Here is a 17668-nt window from a genome sequence, read left to right on the forward strand (position 1 = left end):
GACGAAGTCGATCCATTTGGATTAGTCTGTCTGGACTAATCGGAATCGACCATGAGGCCGGACCCATGCCCCGACCGCTGACACCGCTCGCGCTGACCGTGCTGCGGATGCTCTGCGACGGCCCGATGCATCCCTACGAGATGCAGCAGCGCATCCGCGACCACGCCTACGACCAGGCCGTCAAGATCACGCACGGGTCGCTCTACCACTCGGTGGAGCGGCTCGCCGCGTGCGGGCTGATCGAGCCGCTGGAGACCAGCCGGGAGGGCCGGCGGCCCGAGCGCACCATCTACGCGGTGACCGCCGCCGGGCGGGACGCCGCGCAGATCCGGCTCGCCGAGCTGCTGCGCCACCCCGCCGAGGAGTTCCCGCTGTTCGGCACCGGGCTGGCGTTCCTCAACCTGCTCCCGGAGAGCGAGGTCACCCGGCTGCTGCGCGGCCGGTCGATCACGCTGGAGGCCGCCCTCGCCGGGCGCCGGACCGCGCACGACGCGCTCCTCAAGCAGGGGTTGGAGCGGTACAAGCTCGTCGACCACGAGTGGAAGATCGCTCAGCTGCGCGGCGAGCTCGACTTCGTGCGGGCACTGGTCGCCGACCTGGAGTCCGGCCGCCTCACCTGGAGGGACGACGAGGTGCAGACCCGCTGCCACCCGCGCCCCCGACCACCACGCGACGACGACAAGGGGGCCCCATGAGCAAATGGCGCGGAAATCCCTGGGCGATCCTGCTGACGCTCTCCCTCGGATTCTTCATGACGCTGCTCGACCTGACGATCGTGAACATCGCGATCCCGAGCATGACCGACAAGCTGCACGCCTCGCTGGACGAGGTGCTCTGGGTCGTCAACGCCTACGTCCTGGTGCTGGCGGTGCTGCTCATCACCGCGGGCCGCCTCGGCGACCTGTGGGGCAAGAAGAACCTGTTCATCGCCGGGGTCGCGCTCTTCACGGTGGCGAGCCTGGCGTGCGGCGTCGCGCAGGACCCGACGCAGCTCATCGCCGCCCGCGCGGTGCAGGGCCTCGGCGCGGCGCTGCTGATGCCGCAGACCATGTCGATCATCATCGGGGTCTTCCCCGCCGAGCGGCGCGGCGCGGCGCTCGGCGTGTGGGGCGCGGTCGCCGGGGTGTCCACGATCGCCGGACCGACGGTCGGCGGCCTGCTCGTCACCAGCCTCGACTGGCGCTGGATCTTCTTCGTGAACCTGCCCATCGGGATCCTGGTGCTCGCCATGGCGGTGCCGATCCTGCCCGGCCGCACCCCCGGCGTCCGGCACCGGTTCGACTTCGTCGGCGTGCTGCTGGCGTCCGCGTCCCTGTTCTGCCTCACGTTCGCGCTCACCGAGGGCCAGAAGCACGAGTGGAGCGCGGGCATCTGGGGGCTGATCGCCGCCGGGATCGCACTGTTCGTGATCTTCGTGGTGCAGCAGCGGTCCCGCCAGGACGGCGAGCCGCTCGTCCCGTTCTCGCTGTTCCGGGACCGCAACTTCACCGTGCTGAACCTCGTCGGCGCGGCCGTCTCGGTCGGCATGGTCGGCATGTTCCTGCCGATGACGATCTACCTGCAGTCGGTGCTGGGCTTCAGCGCCCTCAAGGCGGGGCTCGTCATGGCGCCGTCGTCGCTGGTGTCGATGTTCCTCGCCCCCGTCGCGGGTCGGCTGTCCGACCGGATCGGCGGCAAGTTCATCCTGATGGGCGGCCTCACGCTCTACGGCGCCGGGATGATGTGGATCGTCCTCGTCGCCGAGGTCGGGACGGACTGGAAGGCGTTCATCCCCGCGCTCGTCGTGTCCGGCATCGGCATCGGCGGCGTGTTCGCGCCGATGGCCACCGAGGCGACCCGGAACGTCCCGCCGCGCCTCGCCGGCGCCGCGTCCGGCGTGAACAACACCATCCGGCAGGTCGGGTCGGTGCTCGGCAGCGCGGCGGTCGGCGCCGTCATGCAGAACCAGCTCGCCTCCGCGCTGCGGGACGAGGCGTCCGCCCGCTCGTCGGTGCTGCCAGCCGACGTGCGCCCCGGGTTCGTGCAGGGGTTCGCCAACGCCGCCAAGGGCGGCCTGGAGGTCGGCGCGGGCCAGAGCGGCGCGGAGCAGCAGCTCCCGCCGGGCGTCCCGCCGAACGTCGCGCACCGCGTCCACGAGCTGGCGGGCCAGGTGTTCTCGCACGGCTTCGTGCACGCGATGAAGCCGGCGATGTGGCTGCCGATCGCCGTGATCCTGCTCAGCGCGGCCGCGTGCCTCACGCTGAAGGGCCGCAAGGGCGACACGGCGGTGCCGCGGCTCGACGCCGAGCCCGCCCCGATGGCGTCCTGACCCGATGGCGTCCTGACCGGGGGCCGCTAGTCGCGGACCCGGCCCGCCCCGCCGAGCAGCCACTGGCCCGGCGGGCGGGCCGGCGGCACCGTCATGACGCCGGCGACCGCGGCGAGCATCCCGCCGACGATGAACAGGTATCCGGCGAGGGTGCCGGGGATGACGAGGTCGCCCTCGCCGCGGCGCATGGAGAGGACGAACACCACCACGCCCCACACCACCGCGGGGACCGTCGCGCCGAGCCGGCCGCCCATCCCGAGGCCGGCCAGCCGGGCCATCGCGAAGACCAGCCCGACCAGGACGATCGCGGCGACGGGGACCGGGCCGAGCGTCCAGTCCTGGCTGAACGACCCGACCACGCCGAACACCGCGCCGAGCAGCGCGAGCGCGGCGTAGGCGGCGCCGGACACGAAGGCGTCCAGCGGGCCCTCCGCGCCGGGCTCCCGCGCGGCGGTGGCGCCCGCCGCGCCGTCCGCCGGGAGGCCGTCCTTGGCGAGGCTCACCCGCGCCTCGTCATCGTCCTTGTGCACGGGGCCAGGCTACCGGCCGCGGGCCCCGCGGCGGTCAGGCGCCGGGGCGGTCAGGCGCCGGGGCGGTCAGGCGCCGTCGCCGGAGGTCCGCTCCGCGAGGCCCGCGAACAGGTCGCGCTCGCGGCGGCCTGGCCCGACCGGGCCGAGCTCCCCGGCCTGCAGGATGAAGTACTCGGTGCCGAACGCCTGCTGCCCCAGGTTGTTCGACAGCGCGAAGAACGGGCCGACCTGCTCGGGCGCCACCACGATCTGGGTGCGGTGGGCGCGCAGCGCGGCGAGCTTGGCGGGCAGGTGCGCGCGGGCGTCGACCACCGTGGTGACCTGCCCGTCGGGGACGCCGGAGCCGAGCTCGTCCAGCCCGGCGACCCGCGCGAACGGCAGCTTCGCCTCCCGCATCACCGCGATCGCCCGCGCGAGGACGGTGCGCGGGGTGGCGTAGGCGTAGAACTTGGCGGCCCGCCACGGCTCGCCGCCCCCGGTGAACGCGGGGTCGGCGGCCAGCTCGAACGCGCGCCGCGCGACGCGGTGCGCCTGGATGTGGTCGGGGTGCCCGTAGTTGCCGCGCTCGTCGTAGGTGACGATCACCTGCGGCCGGACCTCCCGGATCACCGGGACGAGGTCGGCGGCGGCGGTGTCGACGTCCGCCCGCCAGAAGCAGCGCGGATCGTCGTTGGTGGGCGCGCCCATCATGCCGGAGTCGCGCCAGCGCCCCGCGCCGCCGAGGAAGCGGTGGTCGCGGACGCCGAGCGCCTCGCACGCCGCCGCGAGCTCCCCGATGCGGTACTCGCCGAGGCTGTCCTCCTTGTCGGAGGCCAGGTGGCGCAACTCCTCGGGGATGACCTCGCCCTCCTCGCCCAGGGTGCAGGTGACGAGACAGACGTGGGCGCCCTCGGCGGCGTACTTGGCCATGGTCGCCCCGGTCCCGATGGACTCGTCGTCCGGATGGGCGTGGACGAACAGGATCCGCGGCTCCTTCATAGTCAACGAGCCTACTCAGGGCACGGCGCGACGGCGATGACCGCCCTGCCCCACGCGGTGCGGCCGGTCCCGGCCGGGCCGGTCGGGACCGGCCGGCCGGGTCGGTCGCGGGGGTCGGGCGTCGGGGCGGGCGTCGGGGTCGGGGTCGGGATCAGTCGTCGGAGCCCGGCCCGCCGCCACCGCCGCCGCCACCGGTGCCGCCGTCGTCACCGCCACCGCCGCCACCGCCGGTGGTCGGCGGGCCGCTGGTGGGCGGCTCGCTGGTCGGCGGCTCCGACGTGGGCGGCTCGCTGGTCGGCTCCTCGGTCACCGGCTCGGACGTCTGCGGCGGCGGGGTGGTGCGGCGGGTCCGGGTGCGGGTCGGGGTCGGCTCCTCCGGCTCCTCCGACGTCGGGGTCTCGGAGACCTCCGCCGAGTCGGTCACCGACGGCGTGGTGGGCGTGTTCGGCGAGCCGTCATCGCCCCGGGTCGCCGCGTACACGCCGACGACGAGCGCCAGCACGGCGATCGCGGCGACGGCCGCGACGATCGGCCACTTCGACTTGCGCTCGGGCTCCCAGTCGTCGTACCGGGCGCGGGCGGCGCCGCGCGGCGGCCCCGCGGGCGGCAGGCTCCCGGTGTACTCCGACGGCGAGACGCGGCGCGTCCCGCCGGCCGGGCCGCCCGGGTGGGTGGCGCCCGCGCCGGCGAGCCCGGCCGCGCCGAGCCCGCCCGCGGCGAGCGTGGAGCCCTCCGCGAGCATCGTGGTGGCCTGCGCGGGGTCGTCCATGCGGGTCTGCCCGGCGCCGCCCGGCCCGCTGCCGATCAGCGCCATCATGATCTGCTGCGCGGTCGGCCGCCGCTCCGGCTCCTTGACCAGGCACGCCGCGATCAGCCGGTGCAGGTCGGGCGGGACGCCGTCCAGCATCGGCGGCTCGTTCATCACCCGGTTGATCACCGCGACCACGGTGTCGTCGCCGAACGGCGGGTGGCCGGTCGCGGCGAACACCATGGTCGTCGCCCACGCCCACACGTCCACGGCCTCGGTGAGGGTGGCGCCCGCCACCTGCTCCGGCGCCATGTAGGACGGCGTGCCGATCGCCTTCGTCGCGTTCGTCTGCCCGGTGTCCAGGGCGCGCGCGATGCCGAAGTCGATCACCCGCGGGCCGTCCGGCGCCATGATGACGTTGTGCGGCTTGAAGTCGCGGTGCACGATCCCGGCCTGGTGGATCGCGACCAGCGCGGTCGCGGTGCCGATCGCGAGCCGGTCGAGCGCCGCGCCGCCGATCGGGCCGGTCTCGGTGACCTGCTTGTAGAGCGAGGGGCCGGGCACGTACTCGCTGGCGATGTAGGGCTGGTCGCCCGCGACGTCGGCCTCCAGGACCTGCGCGGTGCAGAACCGCGCGACCTGCTTGGCGGCCTGCGCCTCCCGGACGAACCGGGTGCGGGCCATCGTGTCCGCGGCGAGGTCGGCGCGCAGCAGCTTGATCGCGGCGCGGTTCCCGGAGGCGTCGACACCGGCGTAGACGACGCCCTGGCCGCCCTCGCCGAGCCGTTCGACGATCTCGTACGAGCCAAGCCGCCGGGGATCTCCCGGCTGCAGCTCCGGCATTGACCACTCCTCAGCCCGCGACGACGAAAAAAGTGCTTGGGGAAGCTTTGAGCTTACGCGAGCGCGGACCCGGGCACGGGACATTCCCCGGCCACCACGCGACGACCCGTGATCATAGAGGGCAGGAGGCCGCCGTGCGCCGTACTTCCCGGGCATCCTGGCAGACTCGGATGCCATGAGCATCAGCTATCCGCGGCAGAGCGCCCGCACCCGCCGGTTCAGCCTCGGCGTCCCGCGCGCCTTCCAGATCGCGCCGGACGAGTCGCGCGTGACGTTCCTGCGCACCAGGGCGGGCGACGACCCGGTCACCTGCCTGTGGACGCTGGACACCGCGACCGGCGAGGAGGAGTGCATCGCCGACCCGGCCGCGCTGGACGTGCCGGGCGAGGAGGACCTGCCCGCCGAGGAGCGGGCCCGGCGCGAGCGCGCCCGCGAGCAGGCGGGCGGCATCGTCGGCTACGCCACCGACCAGGGCATGCGGCAGGCCGTGTTCACGCTCGCGGGGCGGCTGTACGCGGTCGACATCGCCACCGCGCTGGTCCGCGAGCTGCCCGCGCGGGCACCCGTGTTCGACCCGCGTCCCGACCCGGCCGGGCGGCGCGTCGCCTACGTGTCGGGCCGGACGCTGCGCGTCATCGAGATGGACGGCACCGACGACCGGGCCCTCGTCCAGCCCGAGTCCGACCAGGTCTCCTACGGCCTCGCCGAGTTCGTCGCGGCCGAGGAGATGGGCCGGATGCGCGGCCACTGGTGGGCGCCCGACGGCGGCACGCTGCTGGCGGCACGGGTGGACGAGACGCCCGTGCAGCGCTGGCACATCGCCGACCCCGCCAACCCCGACCGGCCCCCGTCCGAGATCGCCTACCCGGCGGCCGGCACGCCGAACGCGCTGGTGTCCCTGGTGCTGCTGAAGGTGGACGGGCGGCGCACCGCCGTCGCCTGGGACCGCGGCATGTTCCCCTACTTCGTGGCCGCCTCCTGGGACCGGCACGGCCTGCTGATCGTCGTCCAGCCGCGCGACCAGCGCGCGCAGCGGGTGCTGAGCGTCGACCCGTCCAACGGCGAGACGACCCTCCTGCACACCGAGCACGACCCGGTGTGGACGGAGATCGTCCCCGGCCTGCCCGCGCGGACGTCCTCCGGCGACCTCGTCTGGACCACCGAGGACCGCGACGCCGACACCCGCCGCGTCACCATCGGCGGCGAGCCGGTCACGCCGGCCGGCCTGCAGGTCCGGTCGGTGCTCGGGGTGGACGGCGAGTCGGTCCTGTTCACCGCCTCGGAGGACCCCGCCGAGGTCCACCTCTACTCCTGGGCGGGCGGCGAGACCACCCGGCTGACCGAGGGGCCCGGCGTCTTCGGCGGCATCCGCTCCGGCGGGATCACCGTGGTGACGGGCTCGCGGCTCGACCGCCCCGGCTCGGAGATCGAAGTGCGCACGCCCGCCGGAACGCACCCCGTCGCCTCGTTCGCCGAGACCCCGGTGATCACCCCGAAGGTGGAGCTGCTGCGCGCGGGCGACCGGGAGATCCGCACGGCCGTGCTGCTGCCCACCGGCTGGGAGCCGTCCCAGGGGCGGCTGCCCGTCCTGATGGACCCCTACGGCGGGCCGCACGCGCAGCGCGTCCTCGCCGTCCAGCGCATGTACTGCGAGCCGCAGTGGCTCGCCGACCAGGGCTTCGCCGTCGTGATCGCGGACGGCCGGGGCACGCCCGCGCGCGGCCCGGCGTGGGAGCGCGCCGTGCACGGCGACTTCGTCGGGCCGGTCCTGGAGGACCAGATCACCGCGCTGATCGAGGCGGCGCGCAAGCACCCGGCCGCGCTGGACCTCGACCGGGTCGGCATCCGCGGCTGGTCGTTCGGCGGCTGGCTCGCGGGCCTCGCCGTCCTGGAGCGCCCGGACGTGTTCCACGTGGGCATCGCGGGCGCGCCCGTCACCGACTGGCGGCTGTACGACACCCACTACACCGAGCGCTACCTCGGCCACCCGGACGAGGAGCCCGAGGCCTACGCCGCGAACTCGCTCATCGAGCGGGCCGCCGACCTCAAGCGTCCCCTGATGGTCATCCACGGGCTCGCGGACGACAACGTGGTGGCCGCGCACACGCTGCGGTTCTCGTCGGCGCTGCTGGCCGCCGGGCGCCCGCACACCGTCCTGCCGCTGTCGGGCGTCACCCACATGACCCCGCAGGAGGTCGTCGCGGAGAACCTCCTCCACCTCCAGGTCGACTACCTCAAGTCGGTGCTAGCCGGCTGAGCCGTGCCAGGACGCCCACAGGGCCGCGTAGGAGCCGTTCCTGGCCAGCAGGTCCTCGTGGGCGCCCAGCTCGGTGATGCGCCCGTCCTCCACCACCGCCACACGGTCGGCGTCGTGGGCGGTGTGGAGGCGGTGCGCGATCGCCACGACGGTCCGGCCGTCCAGGACGGCGGCGAGCGACCGCTCCAGGCGCCGCGCGGCGCGCGGGTCGAGCAGCGACGTCGCCTCGTCCAGGACGAGGGTGTGCGGGTCGGCGAGGACGAGCCGGGCCAGCGCGAGCTGCTGCGCCTGCGCGGGCGTCAGCGTCGCGCCGCCGGAGCCGACGACGGTACCGAGGTCCGGTCCGTCCCACTCGACCGCGGCGAGGACCCGGCGGATCTCCTCGTCGGAGGCGTCCTCGCGGGCCATCAGGAGGTTCTCGCGGAGCGTGCCGCGGAACACGTGGTGCTCCTGGGTGACCAGCGCGACCTCGCGGCGCAGGCCGTCCAGCGGCAGCTCCACCAGCGGGACGCCGCCGACGGTGACGGCGCCGCCGCGCGGGCCGTCCACCCCGGCGAGGAGGCGGCCGAGGGTGGACTTGCCCGCGCCGCTCGGCCCGACCATGGCGAGCCGCTCGCCGGGCCGCAGGTCGAGGTCCACGCCGTGCAGGACGTCCCTGCCCGGCCGGTAGTAGTAGCGGACGCGGCGGGCCGCCAGCCGGTCGCCGGCGGGCCGGGCGTCCCCGGGCTCGCGGTCGGGCGGGACGTTGCCGACGCCGAGCAGGCGGGCCAGCGACGCGCCGCCGAGCTGGAGCTCGTCCAGCCAGGAGAGCATGGTGTCCACCGGCTCGATGAGCAGCTGCGCGTACAGGGTCGCGGCGGTCACCTGCCCGAGCGTCGCCATGTCGTGGATGTAGAGGAGGCCGCCGACGAGCAGGGTCGACACCACGGGCAGCACGAAGCTCAGCTCGGCGACCGGGAACAGGACCATGCGCAGCCGCAGCGTGTAGCGCTCCGCCTTGTAGGAGTTCGCGATGTCGTCGTCGCCGCGGCGGTGCCGGCGCTCGGCGAGCCCCAGCGCCTCGACGGTCCGGGCGCCCTGGACGGTCTCGGTGAGCCCGTCGGCGATCCGCGACCACGCCTCGTTCTCCCGCAGGTAGCCGGTGTGGGCGCGGGGCAGGTACCAGCGCATCACCGCGACCAGCAGCGGCACGGCGACCAGCGCGGGCAGCGCGACGAGCGGGCCGTTCAGCAGCAGCGCGCCGAAGGTGAGCGAGCCGACGACGATCGCGACGAGCGTCTCCGGCATCGCGTACCGGACGGACGTGCTGAGCGTGTCCACGTCGCGGGACGCGCGGGTGACCAGGTCGCCGGTGCCGGCCCGCTCCACGGTGGACAGCGGCAGCGCCAGCACCCGGTCGACGAACTCCTCCCGCAGCTCGGCCAGCACCCGCTCGCCCAGCTTCGCCGACGCCAGGTAGGCGTACCGGATCAGCACGCCCTGCGCGATCACGAACCCGGCGATGGCGAGGCCGGCGGTGTCGATGGCGGCGTGCCCGTCGCGGACGTCCTCGACGAGCGCGCCGAGCAGCCGCGGCGTGACCAGGCCCGCCGCGGCGGCCAGCGCGTGCAGGCCGAGCACCCCGGCGAGGGCGCGGGGGTGCCGCAGTACGAGCCGCCGCGCGTACGCCCGCACCTGCGCGGTCGTCGCGACCGGCAGCGTCTCGGCGCTCATGTTCCCGCCCTTTCCGCGGTCTCTCCCCGGGTGACCGTGGCCGCGTAGCGCGGCTCGGCCTCCAGCAGGTCGCGATGTGCTCCTTCGGCCACGACCAGGCCGTCCTGGACGAATACGACGTGGTCGGCGCGGTCCAGCATCAGCGGGCTGGTCGTGCACACCACGGTGGTGCGGCCCGCGCGCGCTTGGCCGAGCCTTTCTGCGATGCGTGCTTCGGTGTGCGCGTCGACCGCGCTGGTCGGCTCCACCAGGATGAGGACGTCAGGGTCCGCGGCGAGTGCCCGCGCAAGGCGGAGGCGCTGCTGCTGGCCGCCGGAGAACTCCCGTCCGGCCTCGGCGACGTGCGCGTCCAGGCCGGCGGACGCGACCACGTCCTCGGCGCAGGCCGCGTAGACGGCCTTCATCAGCGCCGGCTCGTCGGCGTCCGGCGCCAGGGACTCGGCCAGCGGCCCCGAGAAGAGCCGGTCCTCGTTGACGGCCACGAGGATCCGCTCGCGGACGTCGGCCACCTCATGCAGCGGGATGCCGCCGAAGTCGACGTCGCCGCCCGCGTAGCGGCCGAGCCGGTCGGCGACGGCCTGCGCGTCGCGCGGGTCGGCCGCGGCGACCGCGGTCACCCGCCCCGGCCGCACGACCAGCCCGGACGCGATGTCGACCAGCTCGGCGGACGCCGCCGGGCGGGCCGTCCCGGCGGCCGGCAGCTCGGGCTCGATCTCCAGCAGCGCGGTCACCCGGCCGGCGGCCACCAGCCCCTTGGTGATCTTGCCGGCGGCCTCGCCGAGCGTCTTCAGCGGGACGATCAGGAACACCGCGTACCCGTAGAAGGCGACCAGCTCCCCGACGCCGATCACCCGCTCCGCGGCGAACCGGGCGCCGACCCAGGTCACCAGCGCGATCAGCAGCCCCGGCAGCAGCACCTCGGCGGCGTTCATCCGGGTCTCGGCCCGCGCGACCGCCACCCCCGCCGCGCGCACCCGCTGCGACTCGGCGCGGTAGCGGCCGGAGAACAGCGACTCGCCGCCGATGCCGCGCAGCACCCGCAGGCCCGCGACGAGGTCGGTGGCGTGCGAGCTCAGCTCGCCGACCAGCTCGCGGTGCGCCAGCTCCCGGTCGCGGTAGGGGCGCAGCAGCGGTGCCGCGATCGCCAGGATCAGCGGCACGCCGACCAGCACGATCAGGCCCAGCGGCGGCGAGGTGCCGAGCAGGATCCCCGCCACCACCACGATCGCGACCACGGCGCCCGAGCCGCGGGACAAGATGTCGATGGTGTCGCCGATGTGCGACACGTCGGACAGGCCGATGCTCACCACCTCGCCCGCGCTCAGCCGCTTCGGCAGCGTCCCGCCGAGGCGGGTCGACTGCCGGGTGACGAGCTGGACCGTCCGGTAGGCCGCGGCGAGCCAGTTGTAGACGGCGAACCGGTGCCGGAAGCCGCCCGTGGCGGCCTGCACGACGCCGAGGGCGAGCAGCACGCCGGACCACGCCAGCAGGGCGCGCTCGTCCCGCGCCGCGACGCCGTCGCCGATGGCGCGGCCGATCGCGGCGGGCATCAGGGCCTGGCTGAGCATCCAGACCACGCCGAGCAGCGCGCCCGCGGCGACGCTGCGCCACTGGGCGCGCGCCAGCCACAGCAGGTAGCGCGCGGATGCTCCGCCGGCGCCCCTCCGGGCGCCGCGGGAGGCTCTGCCTCGGCGGAGGACGTGGTCGGGCGTGCCAGGATTTTTCTCCGGCAGCGGCTTCACGTGACGAAGGTTATGCAGCCGGGGCCCGCGACTTCGACTGGTTTTTCACCTGGCCGGACGCGTCTCGGGTGGCTTCCGGACGGTCCGCAAATCATGATCGGGACGCGCGCGGGAGGTGCGCCGGGACGCGGTGGCACGCTAAGGTCGGGTGCGTACGGAGCGACGCTTCCTCCGCTCCTTGAGCCGGGACCCTGGCGGCTAGGCCGATGCCGCTGCCCCGGCGCGGCCCGCCGCGCCCCTCCCGCACCCACGGGAATATGCGGGGCGCCACCGGCCGTTGCCAGTGCCGTCAGCCCGACTTCCGGAAGCCCTGTGAGCACAATCAGCCATCAGACGTACCCCTTCACACCGGGGGCCGAGGACAGGACCGACCTGCTCCTCATCGACGCCGACCCCTCCGACGTCCTCATGGTCGAGAAGATGCTCGCCGAGAGCGGCCTGGACGCCGTCATCGCCGTCGCGTCCGACCTCGCCGAGGCCCGCCGGTCGCTGACCCGCCGCACGCAGTGCATCCTCGTCGACCTGTCCACCCCCGGCATCGACCGGCTGGACGGGCTGCGCCAGGTGCTCGCGCTCTCCGAGACCGCCGCCGTGGTCGTGCTGACCGGCCTCGACGACGCCCACCTCGGCGTCCAGGCCGTCGCCGCCGGCGCCGAGGACTACCTCGTCAAGCAGGAGGTCGACGCGCCGCTGCTGGCCCGGGCGATCCGCTACGCGATCGAGCGCAAGCGCTCGGAGGAGACCGAGCGGCGGCTGGTCGAGGCCCGCATCCTCGGCCGCGAGAACGCCCGGCTGGAGCGCGGGCTGCTGCCCGTCCCGCTGATCGACGACCCGTCGCTGCGGCACCACACCCGCTACCGGCCCGGCCGGCGGCGCGCCCTGCTCGGCGGCGACTTCTACGACACCGTGCAGACCGAGGGCGGCGCCGTCCACCTGATGATCGGGGACGTGTGCGGGCACGGCCCGGACGAGGCGGCCCTCGGCGTCCAGCTCCGGATGGCGTGGCGGACGCTCGTGCTCGCCGGGCACACCGGCGAGCAGCTGCTCGGCACCCTGGACACCGTCCTCGGGCACGAGCGGCGCAGCGAGGAGATCTTCACCACGCTGTGCATGATCACGATCGCGCCGTCCCGGCGGACCGCGCGGATGCACCTGGCCGGGCACCCGGCGCCGCTGCTGTTCCGCGGCACCCTCGGCGAGGACGGCGAGGTCGCGGCGCTGCCCGACTACGCGCACGGGCCGGCGCTCGGCCTGCTGCCGGGCGCCGAGTGGCCGACCACCGAGATCGACCTCGGCGACTCCTGGAGCCTGATGCTCTACACCGACGGCCTCATCGAGGGCCGGGTCGGCACCGGCTCGGACCGGCTCGGCACCGAGGGCCTGGTCGGGCTCGCGCGCAAGGCGCGCGCCCAGGGCGCCACCGGCCGCGCCCTGATCGACGACCTGGTCACCGAGGTCGAGCACCTCAACGGCGACGCCCTGACCGACGACCTCGCCGTGCTGCTGCTGTCCCGCCGGGGGCACGACGGCGCCTGACCGCACGGTGTCCGAGGTTCCCGAGGTGCCTAACCACAAGCCGCTGACCTCGGTCAATGTCTTGTGGATCACGTGATCGGGGAGTTCCCGCATCCGCTGTGAGGTCACTCACCGGACGGACCGTCACGGAACGGCCACAACTCCCGTCCAGCGTGCGTCCATAGCCTGCGGCTATCGCCATGAGTGCGCTGATGACTTGGAACTATTCTCCGATCCGGACATAACGTGCAGGTCGTGGCTATAGCGATACCTGCGATCTACCGATCGACCGTCGGCAAGAAGGCCGTCATGGCGGTGACCGGCGGCATCCTCGTGCTGTACCTGGTCGCCCACATGATCGGCAACCTGAAGATCTTCATGGGCGCGGAGGACTTCAACCACTACGCGCACTGGCTGCGCACGATCGGTGAGCCCGCGGTACCGCGCCGGACCGTCCTGACCCTCATCGAGGTCGTGCTCGGCGTCTCGGTCGTCCTGCACATGTGGTCGGCGGTGTCGCTCGGCAAGCGCGCCGCCCACGCGCGCCCCGTGAAGTACCAGTCGAAGAAGAAGTCGAACGCGCAGGGCTACGCCGTCCGCACGATGCGGTACGGCGGCGTCATCATCGCCGTCTACATCATCTGGCACCTGCTGGACCTGACCTTCTTCGTCGTGAACCCCCAGGGCGCCGACGCCACCCCCTACGAGCGGATGGTCGCCGACTTCGACCCGTCCCGCTGGTACATCACCGTCTGGTACGTCGTCGCCGTCCTCCTCGTCGGCCTGCACCTCAACCACGGCATCTGGAGCGCGTTCCAGACGCTCGGGCTGCGCAGCCCGCGCAGCCACAACGCCCTGCGGGGCCTCGCCGCCACCGTCGCCGCGCTGGTCACGGCCGGCTTCGTCGCGGTCCCCGTCTCCATCACGTTCGGATGGGTGAGCTGACCATGACCGACAGCTTCTACAAGTCCGGCGAGCCGATCGCCGACACCAAGGCGCCCAAGGGCCCCATCGAGGACCGCTGGACGACGCGCAAGTTCGAGGCCAAGCAGGTCAACCCGGCCAACAAGCGCAAGAAGAAGATCATCATCATCGGCACCGGGCTGGCCGGCGGCTCCGCCGGCGCCACGCTCGGCGAGGCCGGCTACCACGTCCAGCAGTTCTGCTTCCAGGACTCGCCGCGCCGCGCCCACTCGATCGCCGCGCAGGGCGGCATCAACGCCGCGAAGAACTACCGCAACGACGGCGACAGCGTCTACCGGCTGTTCTACGAGACCGTGAAGGGCGGCGACTTCCGCTCCCGCGAGTCGAACGTGTACCGGCTCGCCGACATCTCCCGCAACATCATCGACCAGTGCGTCGCGCAGGGCGTCCCGTTCGCCCGCGAGTACGGCGGCCTGCTCGACAACCGCTCGTTCGGCGGCACCCAGGTCTCCCGCACCTTCTACGCCCGCGGGCAGACGGGCCAGCAGCTGCTCCTCGGCGCCTACCAGGCGCTGATGCGGCAGGTCGACGCCGGCAACGTGGAGCTGTACCCGCGGCACGAGATGCTCGACCTGATCATGGAGGACGGGCGGGCGCGCGGCGTCGTCGTCCGGAACCTGATCAACGGCGAGATCAAGCACTACACGGCGGACGCGGTCGTGCTGGCGTCCGGCGGCTACGGCAACGTGTACTTCCTGTCCACGAACGCGATGGGCTCGAACGTCACCGCCACCTGGCGCGCCCACCGGCACGGCGCCCTGTTCGCCAACCCGTGCTACACGCAGATCCACCCGACGTGCATCCCGGTCAGCGGCGACCACCAGTCCAAGCTGACGCTGATGTCGGAGTCGCTGCGCAACGACGGCCGCGTGTGGGTGCCGAAGAAGGCCGGCGACACGCGCAAGCCGTACGACATCCCCGAGGACGAGCGCGACTACTACCTGGAGCGCATCTACCCCTCGTTCGGCAACCTCGTCCCGCGCGACATCGCGTCCCGCGCGGCGAAGAACGTCTGCGACGAGGGACGCGGCGTCGGCCCCGGCGGCCTCGGCGTCTACCTCGACTTCGCCGACGCCATCGAGCGGCTCGGCCGCGACAAGGTCGAGGCCAAGTACGGCAACCTCTTCCAGATGTACGAGCGCATCACCGGCGAGAACCCGTACGACACGCCGATGCGCATCTACCCCGCCGTCCACTACACGATGGGCGGCCTGTGGGTGGACTACGACCTGGAGTCGACCATCCCGGGCCTGTTCGTGATCGGCGAGGCGAACTTCTCCGACCACGGCGCGAACCGGCTCGGCGCGTCCGCGCTGATGCAGGGCCTCGCCGACGGGTACTTCGTGCTGCCGAACACCATCGGCGACTACATCGCCCGCAACCAGCTCGGGCCGGTCGCCGAGACGGCGGTCGGCGAGGCCGAGGAGCGGGTGCGGACCCGGATCGACAAGCTGCTGTCGATCGACGGGGACCGCTCCGTCGACTCCTTCCACCGCGAGCTCGGCCACATCATGTGGGAGTACTGCGGCATGGAGCGCACGGAGCAGGGCCTGCGCAAGGCCCTGGAGCTCATCCCGGCGCTGCGCGAGGAGTTCTGGACGCGCGTCAAGGTCACCGGCAGGGGCGAGGAGCTGAACCAGCAGCTGGAGAAGGCCGGCCGCGTCGCCGACTTCTTCGAGCTGGCCGAGCTGATGGTCATCGACGCCCTGCACCGCACCGAGTCCTGCGGCGGCCACTTCCGCGCCGAGAGCCAGGACGAGGAGGGCGAGGCCAAGCGCGACGACGACAACTTCGGCTACGTCGCCGCCTGGGAGTGGGCCGGGGAGGGCGAGCAGCCCGTCCTCCACAAGGAGGCCCTGGACTTCGAATACGTCAAGCCGACGCAGCGGTCGTACAAGTAGCAGAGGTCGGACAGGTAATCATGAAGCTCACACTGCGCGTCTGGCGCCAGAGCGGCCCGCGGGACAAGGGCGGGATGGTCGAGTACAAGCTCGACGACATCTCCCCCGACGCCTCGTTCCTGGAGATGCTGGACGTCCTCAACGAGAAGCTCATCGCCGAGGGCGAGGAGCCGGTCGCGTTCGACCACGACTGCCGCGAGGGCATCTGCGGGATGTGCTCGCTGGTCATCAACGGCACCCCGCACGGCCCGGAGCGGGCCACCACCACGTGCCAGCTCCACATGCGCAAGTTCAAGGACGGCGAGGTCATCGACGTCGAGCCGTGGCGCGCCAAGGCGTTCCCGGTGGTGAAGGACCTGGTCGTCGACCGGTCGGCGTTCGACCGGGTGATCCAGGCCGGCGGCTACATCACCGCGCCGACCGGCACCGCGCCCGAGGCGCACTCGACCCCGGTGCCGAAGCCGGACGCCGACCGCGCGTTCGAGGCCGCCGAGTGCATCGGCTGCGGCGCCTGCGTCGCGGCCTGCCCGAACGGGTCCGCCGCGCTGTTCCTCGGCGCCAAGATCACCCACCTGGGGCTGATGCCGCAGGGCCAGCCGGAGCGCTGGGACCGCGTCGTGTCCATGCTGGAGACCCACGACGAGGAGGGCTTCGGCGGCTGCACCAACACCGGCGAGTGCACCGCCGTCTGCCCGAAGGAGATCCCGCTGGACGTCATCGGGCGCCTCAACGGCGACTACCTGAAGGCGACCGCGGGCGGCAGGAAGCGCTGACGGCGGCCGGCACCCCCTGAACGCGGCCGGCACCCCTGAACTCGGCCCCGCCCGGAGTACCGGGCGGGGCCGTTCTATTGCTCTAATGTGGCCATATGATCACATATGTTCCGTACCACCAGGACGAACGGCTCCCGGACGTGTCCTTCCCCCTGGACGGGTTCGACCTGCTGACGGTGACCCCGGACCTTCCCGAGGGCGGCGTGTGGGAGCGCATCGCCGCGGTGTCCGAGCCGGTCGCCGCCGAGGTCGCGGGCCAGGTCGCCGGCGGCACCCGCCCGGCCGTCGTCTCCGGCGACTGCCTGGTCGCCGAGGGGGTCCTCGCCGGGGTGCAGCGGGCCGGTGTGGACGCGTCCGTCGTCTGGTACGACGCGCACGGCGACATCCACTCCATGGAGAGCTCCACCTCCGGCTACCTCGGCGGCATGCCGGTGCGGCAGATCATCGGCACCGACACCGAGCTGCTCGCCGGCCCGCTCGGGCTGAACCCGCTGCCGGAGGACCGCGTCGTCCTCGTGGACGCCCGCGACCTCGACCCGGCCGAGGCCGAGTTCCTCGCTTCGTCGCGGGTGCGGCGCTCCCCGGTGGACGATGTCGCCCTGCCCGAGGGGCCGCTGCTCCTGCACATCGACCTGGACGTCATCGACAAGGACGACCTTCCCGGGATGAAGTTCCCCGTGGGCGGCGGCCCGTCCGACGGCGCGGTGCTCGCGTCCATCCGCCGGATCATGGCGACCGGCCGGGTGGCCGCGCTGCACATCGCCTGCCCCTGGCACCTGCCGGAAGGCGATGACAACGCCGTCCGGGGCCGGATCCTGCGCGACATCCTCACCTCCTGACCGCCCGCTCCTCTGGTAGCTTCGAAGCAGCAGTTTCTGCTTTGGAGATTCCTCTTCTCTGTCGAAGAGCCGAGTGAGGCGGGGAGCCATGTCGACGGCGTCGGAGACCTACCGGCGGTACCTCAGCGCGGTCATGCTGCACGGCCACGCCAGCGCGCGGGCCTGCGACCTCGGCGCGACGGACCTGTACGCGCTGAACATCCTCGACCTCGGCGGGGCGATGACGCCCGGCGAGCTGTCCGCCCGCACGGGCCTCACGACCGGGCCCACCACGCGGCTCATCGACCGGCTGGAGCAGGCCGGGTACGTGCGGCGGGTCCCGGCGCCGGACGACCGCCGGAAGGTCATCGTCGAACCGGTCGGGGAACCGGCCGGCCTCGACCGGGCCATGGCGCCCGCCCGGCGGCGCATCGGCGAGATCATCGGCGGCTACGACGAGGCGCAGCGCGCGGTGCTCTTCGACTACTTCGAGCGGGCGGCGGCGGCCTTCCAGGAAGCGGCCGACGAGCTGCGCGACCAGCCCCTACCCGGCTAGCC

14 protein-coding genes are annotated in these 17668 nt (G+C 73.3%); 9 read left to right on the plus strand and 5 right to left on the minus strand.

What is annotated here, in order from left to right:
• The first annotated feature begins 65 nt into the window (after positions 1-65).
• Together CHF16_RS09155 and CHF16_RS09160 are read left to right on the plus strand one after the other, a co-directional pair.
• The gene (locus CHF16_RS09155; RefSeq protein ID WP_089325496.1) at positions 66-695 is read left to right on the plus strand and encodes a PadR family transcriptional regulator; all 630 of its coding nucleotides are present in this window, start codon (positions 66-68) and stop codon (positions 693-695) included.
• Entirely contained in the window at positions 692-2308 is a 1617-nt protein-coding gene (locus tag CHF16_RS09160) for a DHA2 family efflux MFS transporter permease subunit (RefSeq protein ID WP_089325497.1), read from the plus strand. Before CHF16_RS09155 ends, CHF16_RS09160 begins: the two co-directional genes overlap by 4 nt.
• Positions 2309-2334: 26 nt before the next feature.
• Here the strand turns inward: CHF16_RS09160 and CHF16_RS09165 are convergent, their stop codons facing one another.
• The 3 genes from CHF16_RS09165 to CHF16_RS09175 all read right to left on the minus strand — a co-directional run bounded on the left by CHF16_RS09165 (position 2335) and on the right by CHF16_RS09175 (position 5407).
• Positions 2335-2838, minus strand: coding sequence for a DUF6113 family protein (locus CHF16_RS09165; protein ID WP_089325498.1), 504 nt, complete (start codon positions 2836-2838; stop codon positions 2335-2337).
• A gap of 66 nt (positions 2839-2904) precedes the next feature.
• Positions 2905-3816 carry an N-acetyl-1-D-myo-inositol-2-amino-2-deoxy-alpha-D-glucopyranoside deacetylase gene (gene mshB / locus CHF16_RS09170; RefSeq protein WP_089325499.1) on the minus strand — a complete coding sequence of 304 codons (912 nt, stop codon included), beginning with the start codon at positions 3814-3816 and terminating at the stop codon, positions 2905-2907.
• Positions 3817-3967: 151 nt separating this feature from the next.
• Positions 3968-5407, minus strand: a complete 1440-nt coding sequence (locus tag CHF16_RS09175) for a serine/threonine-protein kinase (RefSeq protein ID WP_089325500.1) — start codon at positions 5405-5407, stop codon at positions 3968-3970.
• Positions 5408-5582: 175 nt separating this feature from the next.
• Here CHF16_RS09175 and CHF16_RS09180 point away from each other — a divergent pair, with 175 nt between their 5' ends.
• Positions 5583-7664, plus strand: coding sequence for a S9 family peptidase (locus CHF16_RS09180; RefSeq protein ID WP_089325501.1), 2082 nt, complete (start codon positions 5583-5585; stop codon positions 7662-7664).
• Here CHF16_RS09180 and CHF16_RS09185 read toward each other — a convergent pair.
• Both CHF16_RS09185 and CHF16_RS09190 read right to left on the minus strand, forming a co-directional pair.
• Positions 7653-9377 carry an ABC transporter ATP-binding protein gene (locus tag CHF16_RS09185; RefSeq protein ID WP_089325502.1) on the minus strand — a complete coding sequence of 575 codons (1725 nt, stop codon included), beginning with the start codon at positions 9375-9377 and terminating at the stop codon, positions 7653-7655. The genes CHF16_RS09180 and CHF16_RS09185 overlap by 12 nt on opposite strands.
• A complete protein-coding gene (locus CHF16_RS09190; protein ID WP_245868304.1) occupies positions 9374-11119 on the minus strand; it encodes an ABC transporter transmembrane domain-containing protein in 1746 nt (581 codons plus the stop codon). Before CHF16_RS09190 ends, CHF16_RS09185 begins: the two co-directional genes overlap by 4 nt.
• Positions 11120-11431: 312 nt before the next feature.
• On the opposite strand from CHF16_RS09190, the gene CHF16_RS09195 reads away from it, so the two are divergent.
• The 6 genes from CHF16_RS09195 (at position 11432) to CHF16_RS09220 (ending at position 17666) form a co-directional block, all read left to right on the plus strand.
• Entirely contained in the window at positions 11432-12655 is a 1224-nt protein-coding gene (locus CHF16_RS09195) for a PP2C family protein-serine/threonine phosphatase (protein WP_245868305.1), read from the plus strand.
• Between the two features lie 234 nt (positions 12656-12889).
• Positions 12890-13579, plus strand: a complete 690-nt coding sequence (locus tag CHF16_RS09200) for a succinate dehydrogenase cytochrome b subunit (RefSeq protein WP_089325598.1) — start codon at positions 12890-12892, stop codon at positions 13577-13579.
• Between the two features lie 2 nt (positions 13580-13581).
• On the plus strand, positions 13582-15519 hold the full coding sequence (locus CHF16_RS09205; protein ID WP_089325503.1) for a fumarate reductase/succinate dehydrogenase flavoprotein subunit: 1938 nt from the start codon (positions 13582-13584) through the stop codon (positions 15517-15519).
• Positions 15520-15539: 20 nt separating this feature from the next.
• Entirely contained in the window at positions 15540-16292 is a 753-nt protein-coding gene (locus CHF16_RS09210; protein WP_089325504.1) for a succinate dehydrogenase/fumarate reductase iron-sulfur subunit, read from the plus strand.
• Between the two features lie 95 nt (positions 16293-16387).
• The gene (locus CHF16_RS09215) at positions 16388-17131 is read left to right on the plus strand and encodes an arginase family protein (protein ID WP_089325505.1); all 744 of its coding nucleotides are present in this window, start codon (positions 16388-16390) and stop codon (positions 17129-17131) included.
• Between the two features lie 88 nt (positions 17132-17219).
• Positions 17220-17666 (plus strand): MarR family winged helix-turn-helix transcriptional regulator, encoded by a 447-nt coding sequence (locus tag CHF16_RS09220; protein WP_089325506.1) that lies wholly within the window; start codon positions 17220-17222, stop codon positions 17664-17666.
• Positions 17667-17668 lie beyond the last annotated feature (2 nt).

Source organism: Actinomadura meyerae (assembly GCF_900188445.1).
GTDB lineage: Bacteria > Actinomycetota > Actinomycetes > Streptosporangiales > Streptosporangiaceae > Spirillospora > Spirillospora meyerae.

Coding starts and splice junctions, on each gene's coding strand:
- CHF16_RS09215 (WP_089325505.1), top strand. CDS start 16,388: ATGATCACATATGTTCCGTACCACCAGGACGAACGGCTCCCGGACGTG.
- CHF16_RS09175 (WP_089325500.1), bottom strand. CDS start 5,407: ATGCCGGAGCTGCAGCCGGGAGATCCCCGGCGGCTTGGCTCGTACGAG.
- mshB (WP_089325499.1), bottom strand. CDS start 3,816: ATGAAGGAGCCGCGGATCCTGTTCGTCCACGCCCATCCGGACGACGAG.
- CHF16_RS09210 (WP_089325504.1), top strand. CDS start 15,540: ATGAAGCTCACACTGCGCGTCTGGCGCCAGAGCGGCCCGCGGGACAAG.
- CHF16_RS09155 (WP_089325496.1), top strand. CDS start 66: ATGCCCCGACCGCTGACACCGCTCGCGCTGACCGTGCTGCGGATGCTC.
- CHF16_RS09220 (WP_089325506.1), top strand. CDS start 17,220: ATGTCGACGGCGTCGGAGACCTACCGGCGGTACCTCAGCGCGGTCATG.
- CHF16_RS09180 (WP_089325501.1), top strand. CDS start 5,583: ATGAGCATCAGCTATCCGCGGCAGAGCGCCCGCACCCGCCGGTTCAGC.
- CHF16_RS09185 (WP_089325502.1), bottom strand. CDS start 9,377: ATGAGCGCCGAGACGCTGCCGGTCGCGACGACCGCGCAGGTGCGGGCG.
- CHF16_RS09160 (WP_089325497.1), top strand. CDS start 692: ATGAGCAAATGGCGCGGAAATCCCTGGGCGATCCTGCTGACGCTCTCC.
- CHF16_RS09205 (WP_089325503.1), top strand. CDS start 13,582: ATGACCGACAGCTTCTACAAGTCCGGCGAGCCGATCGCCGACACCAAG.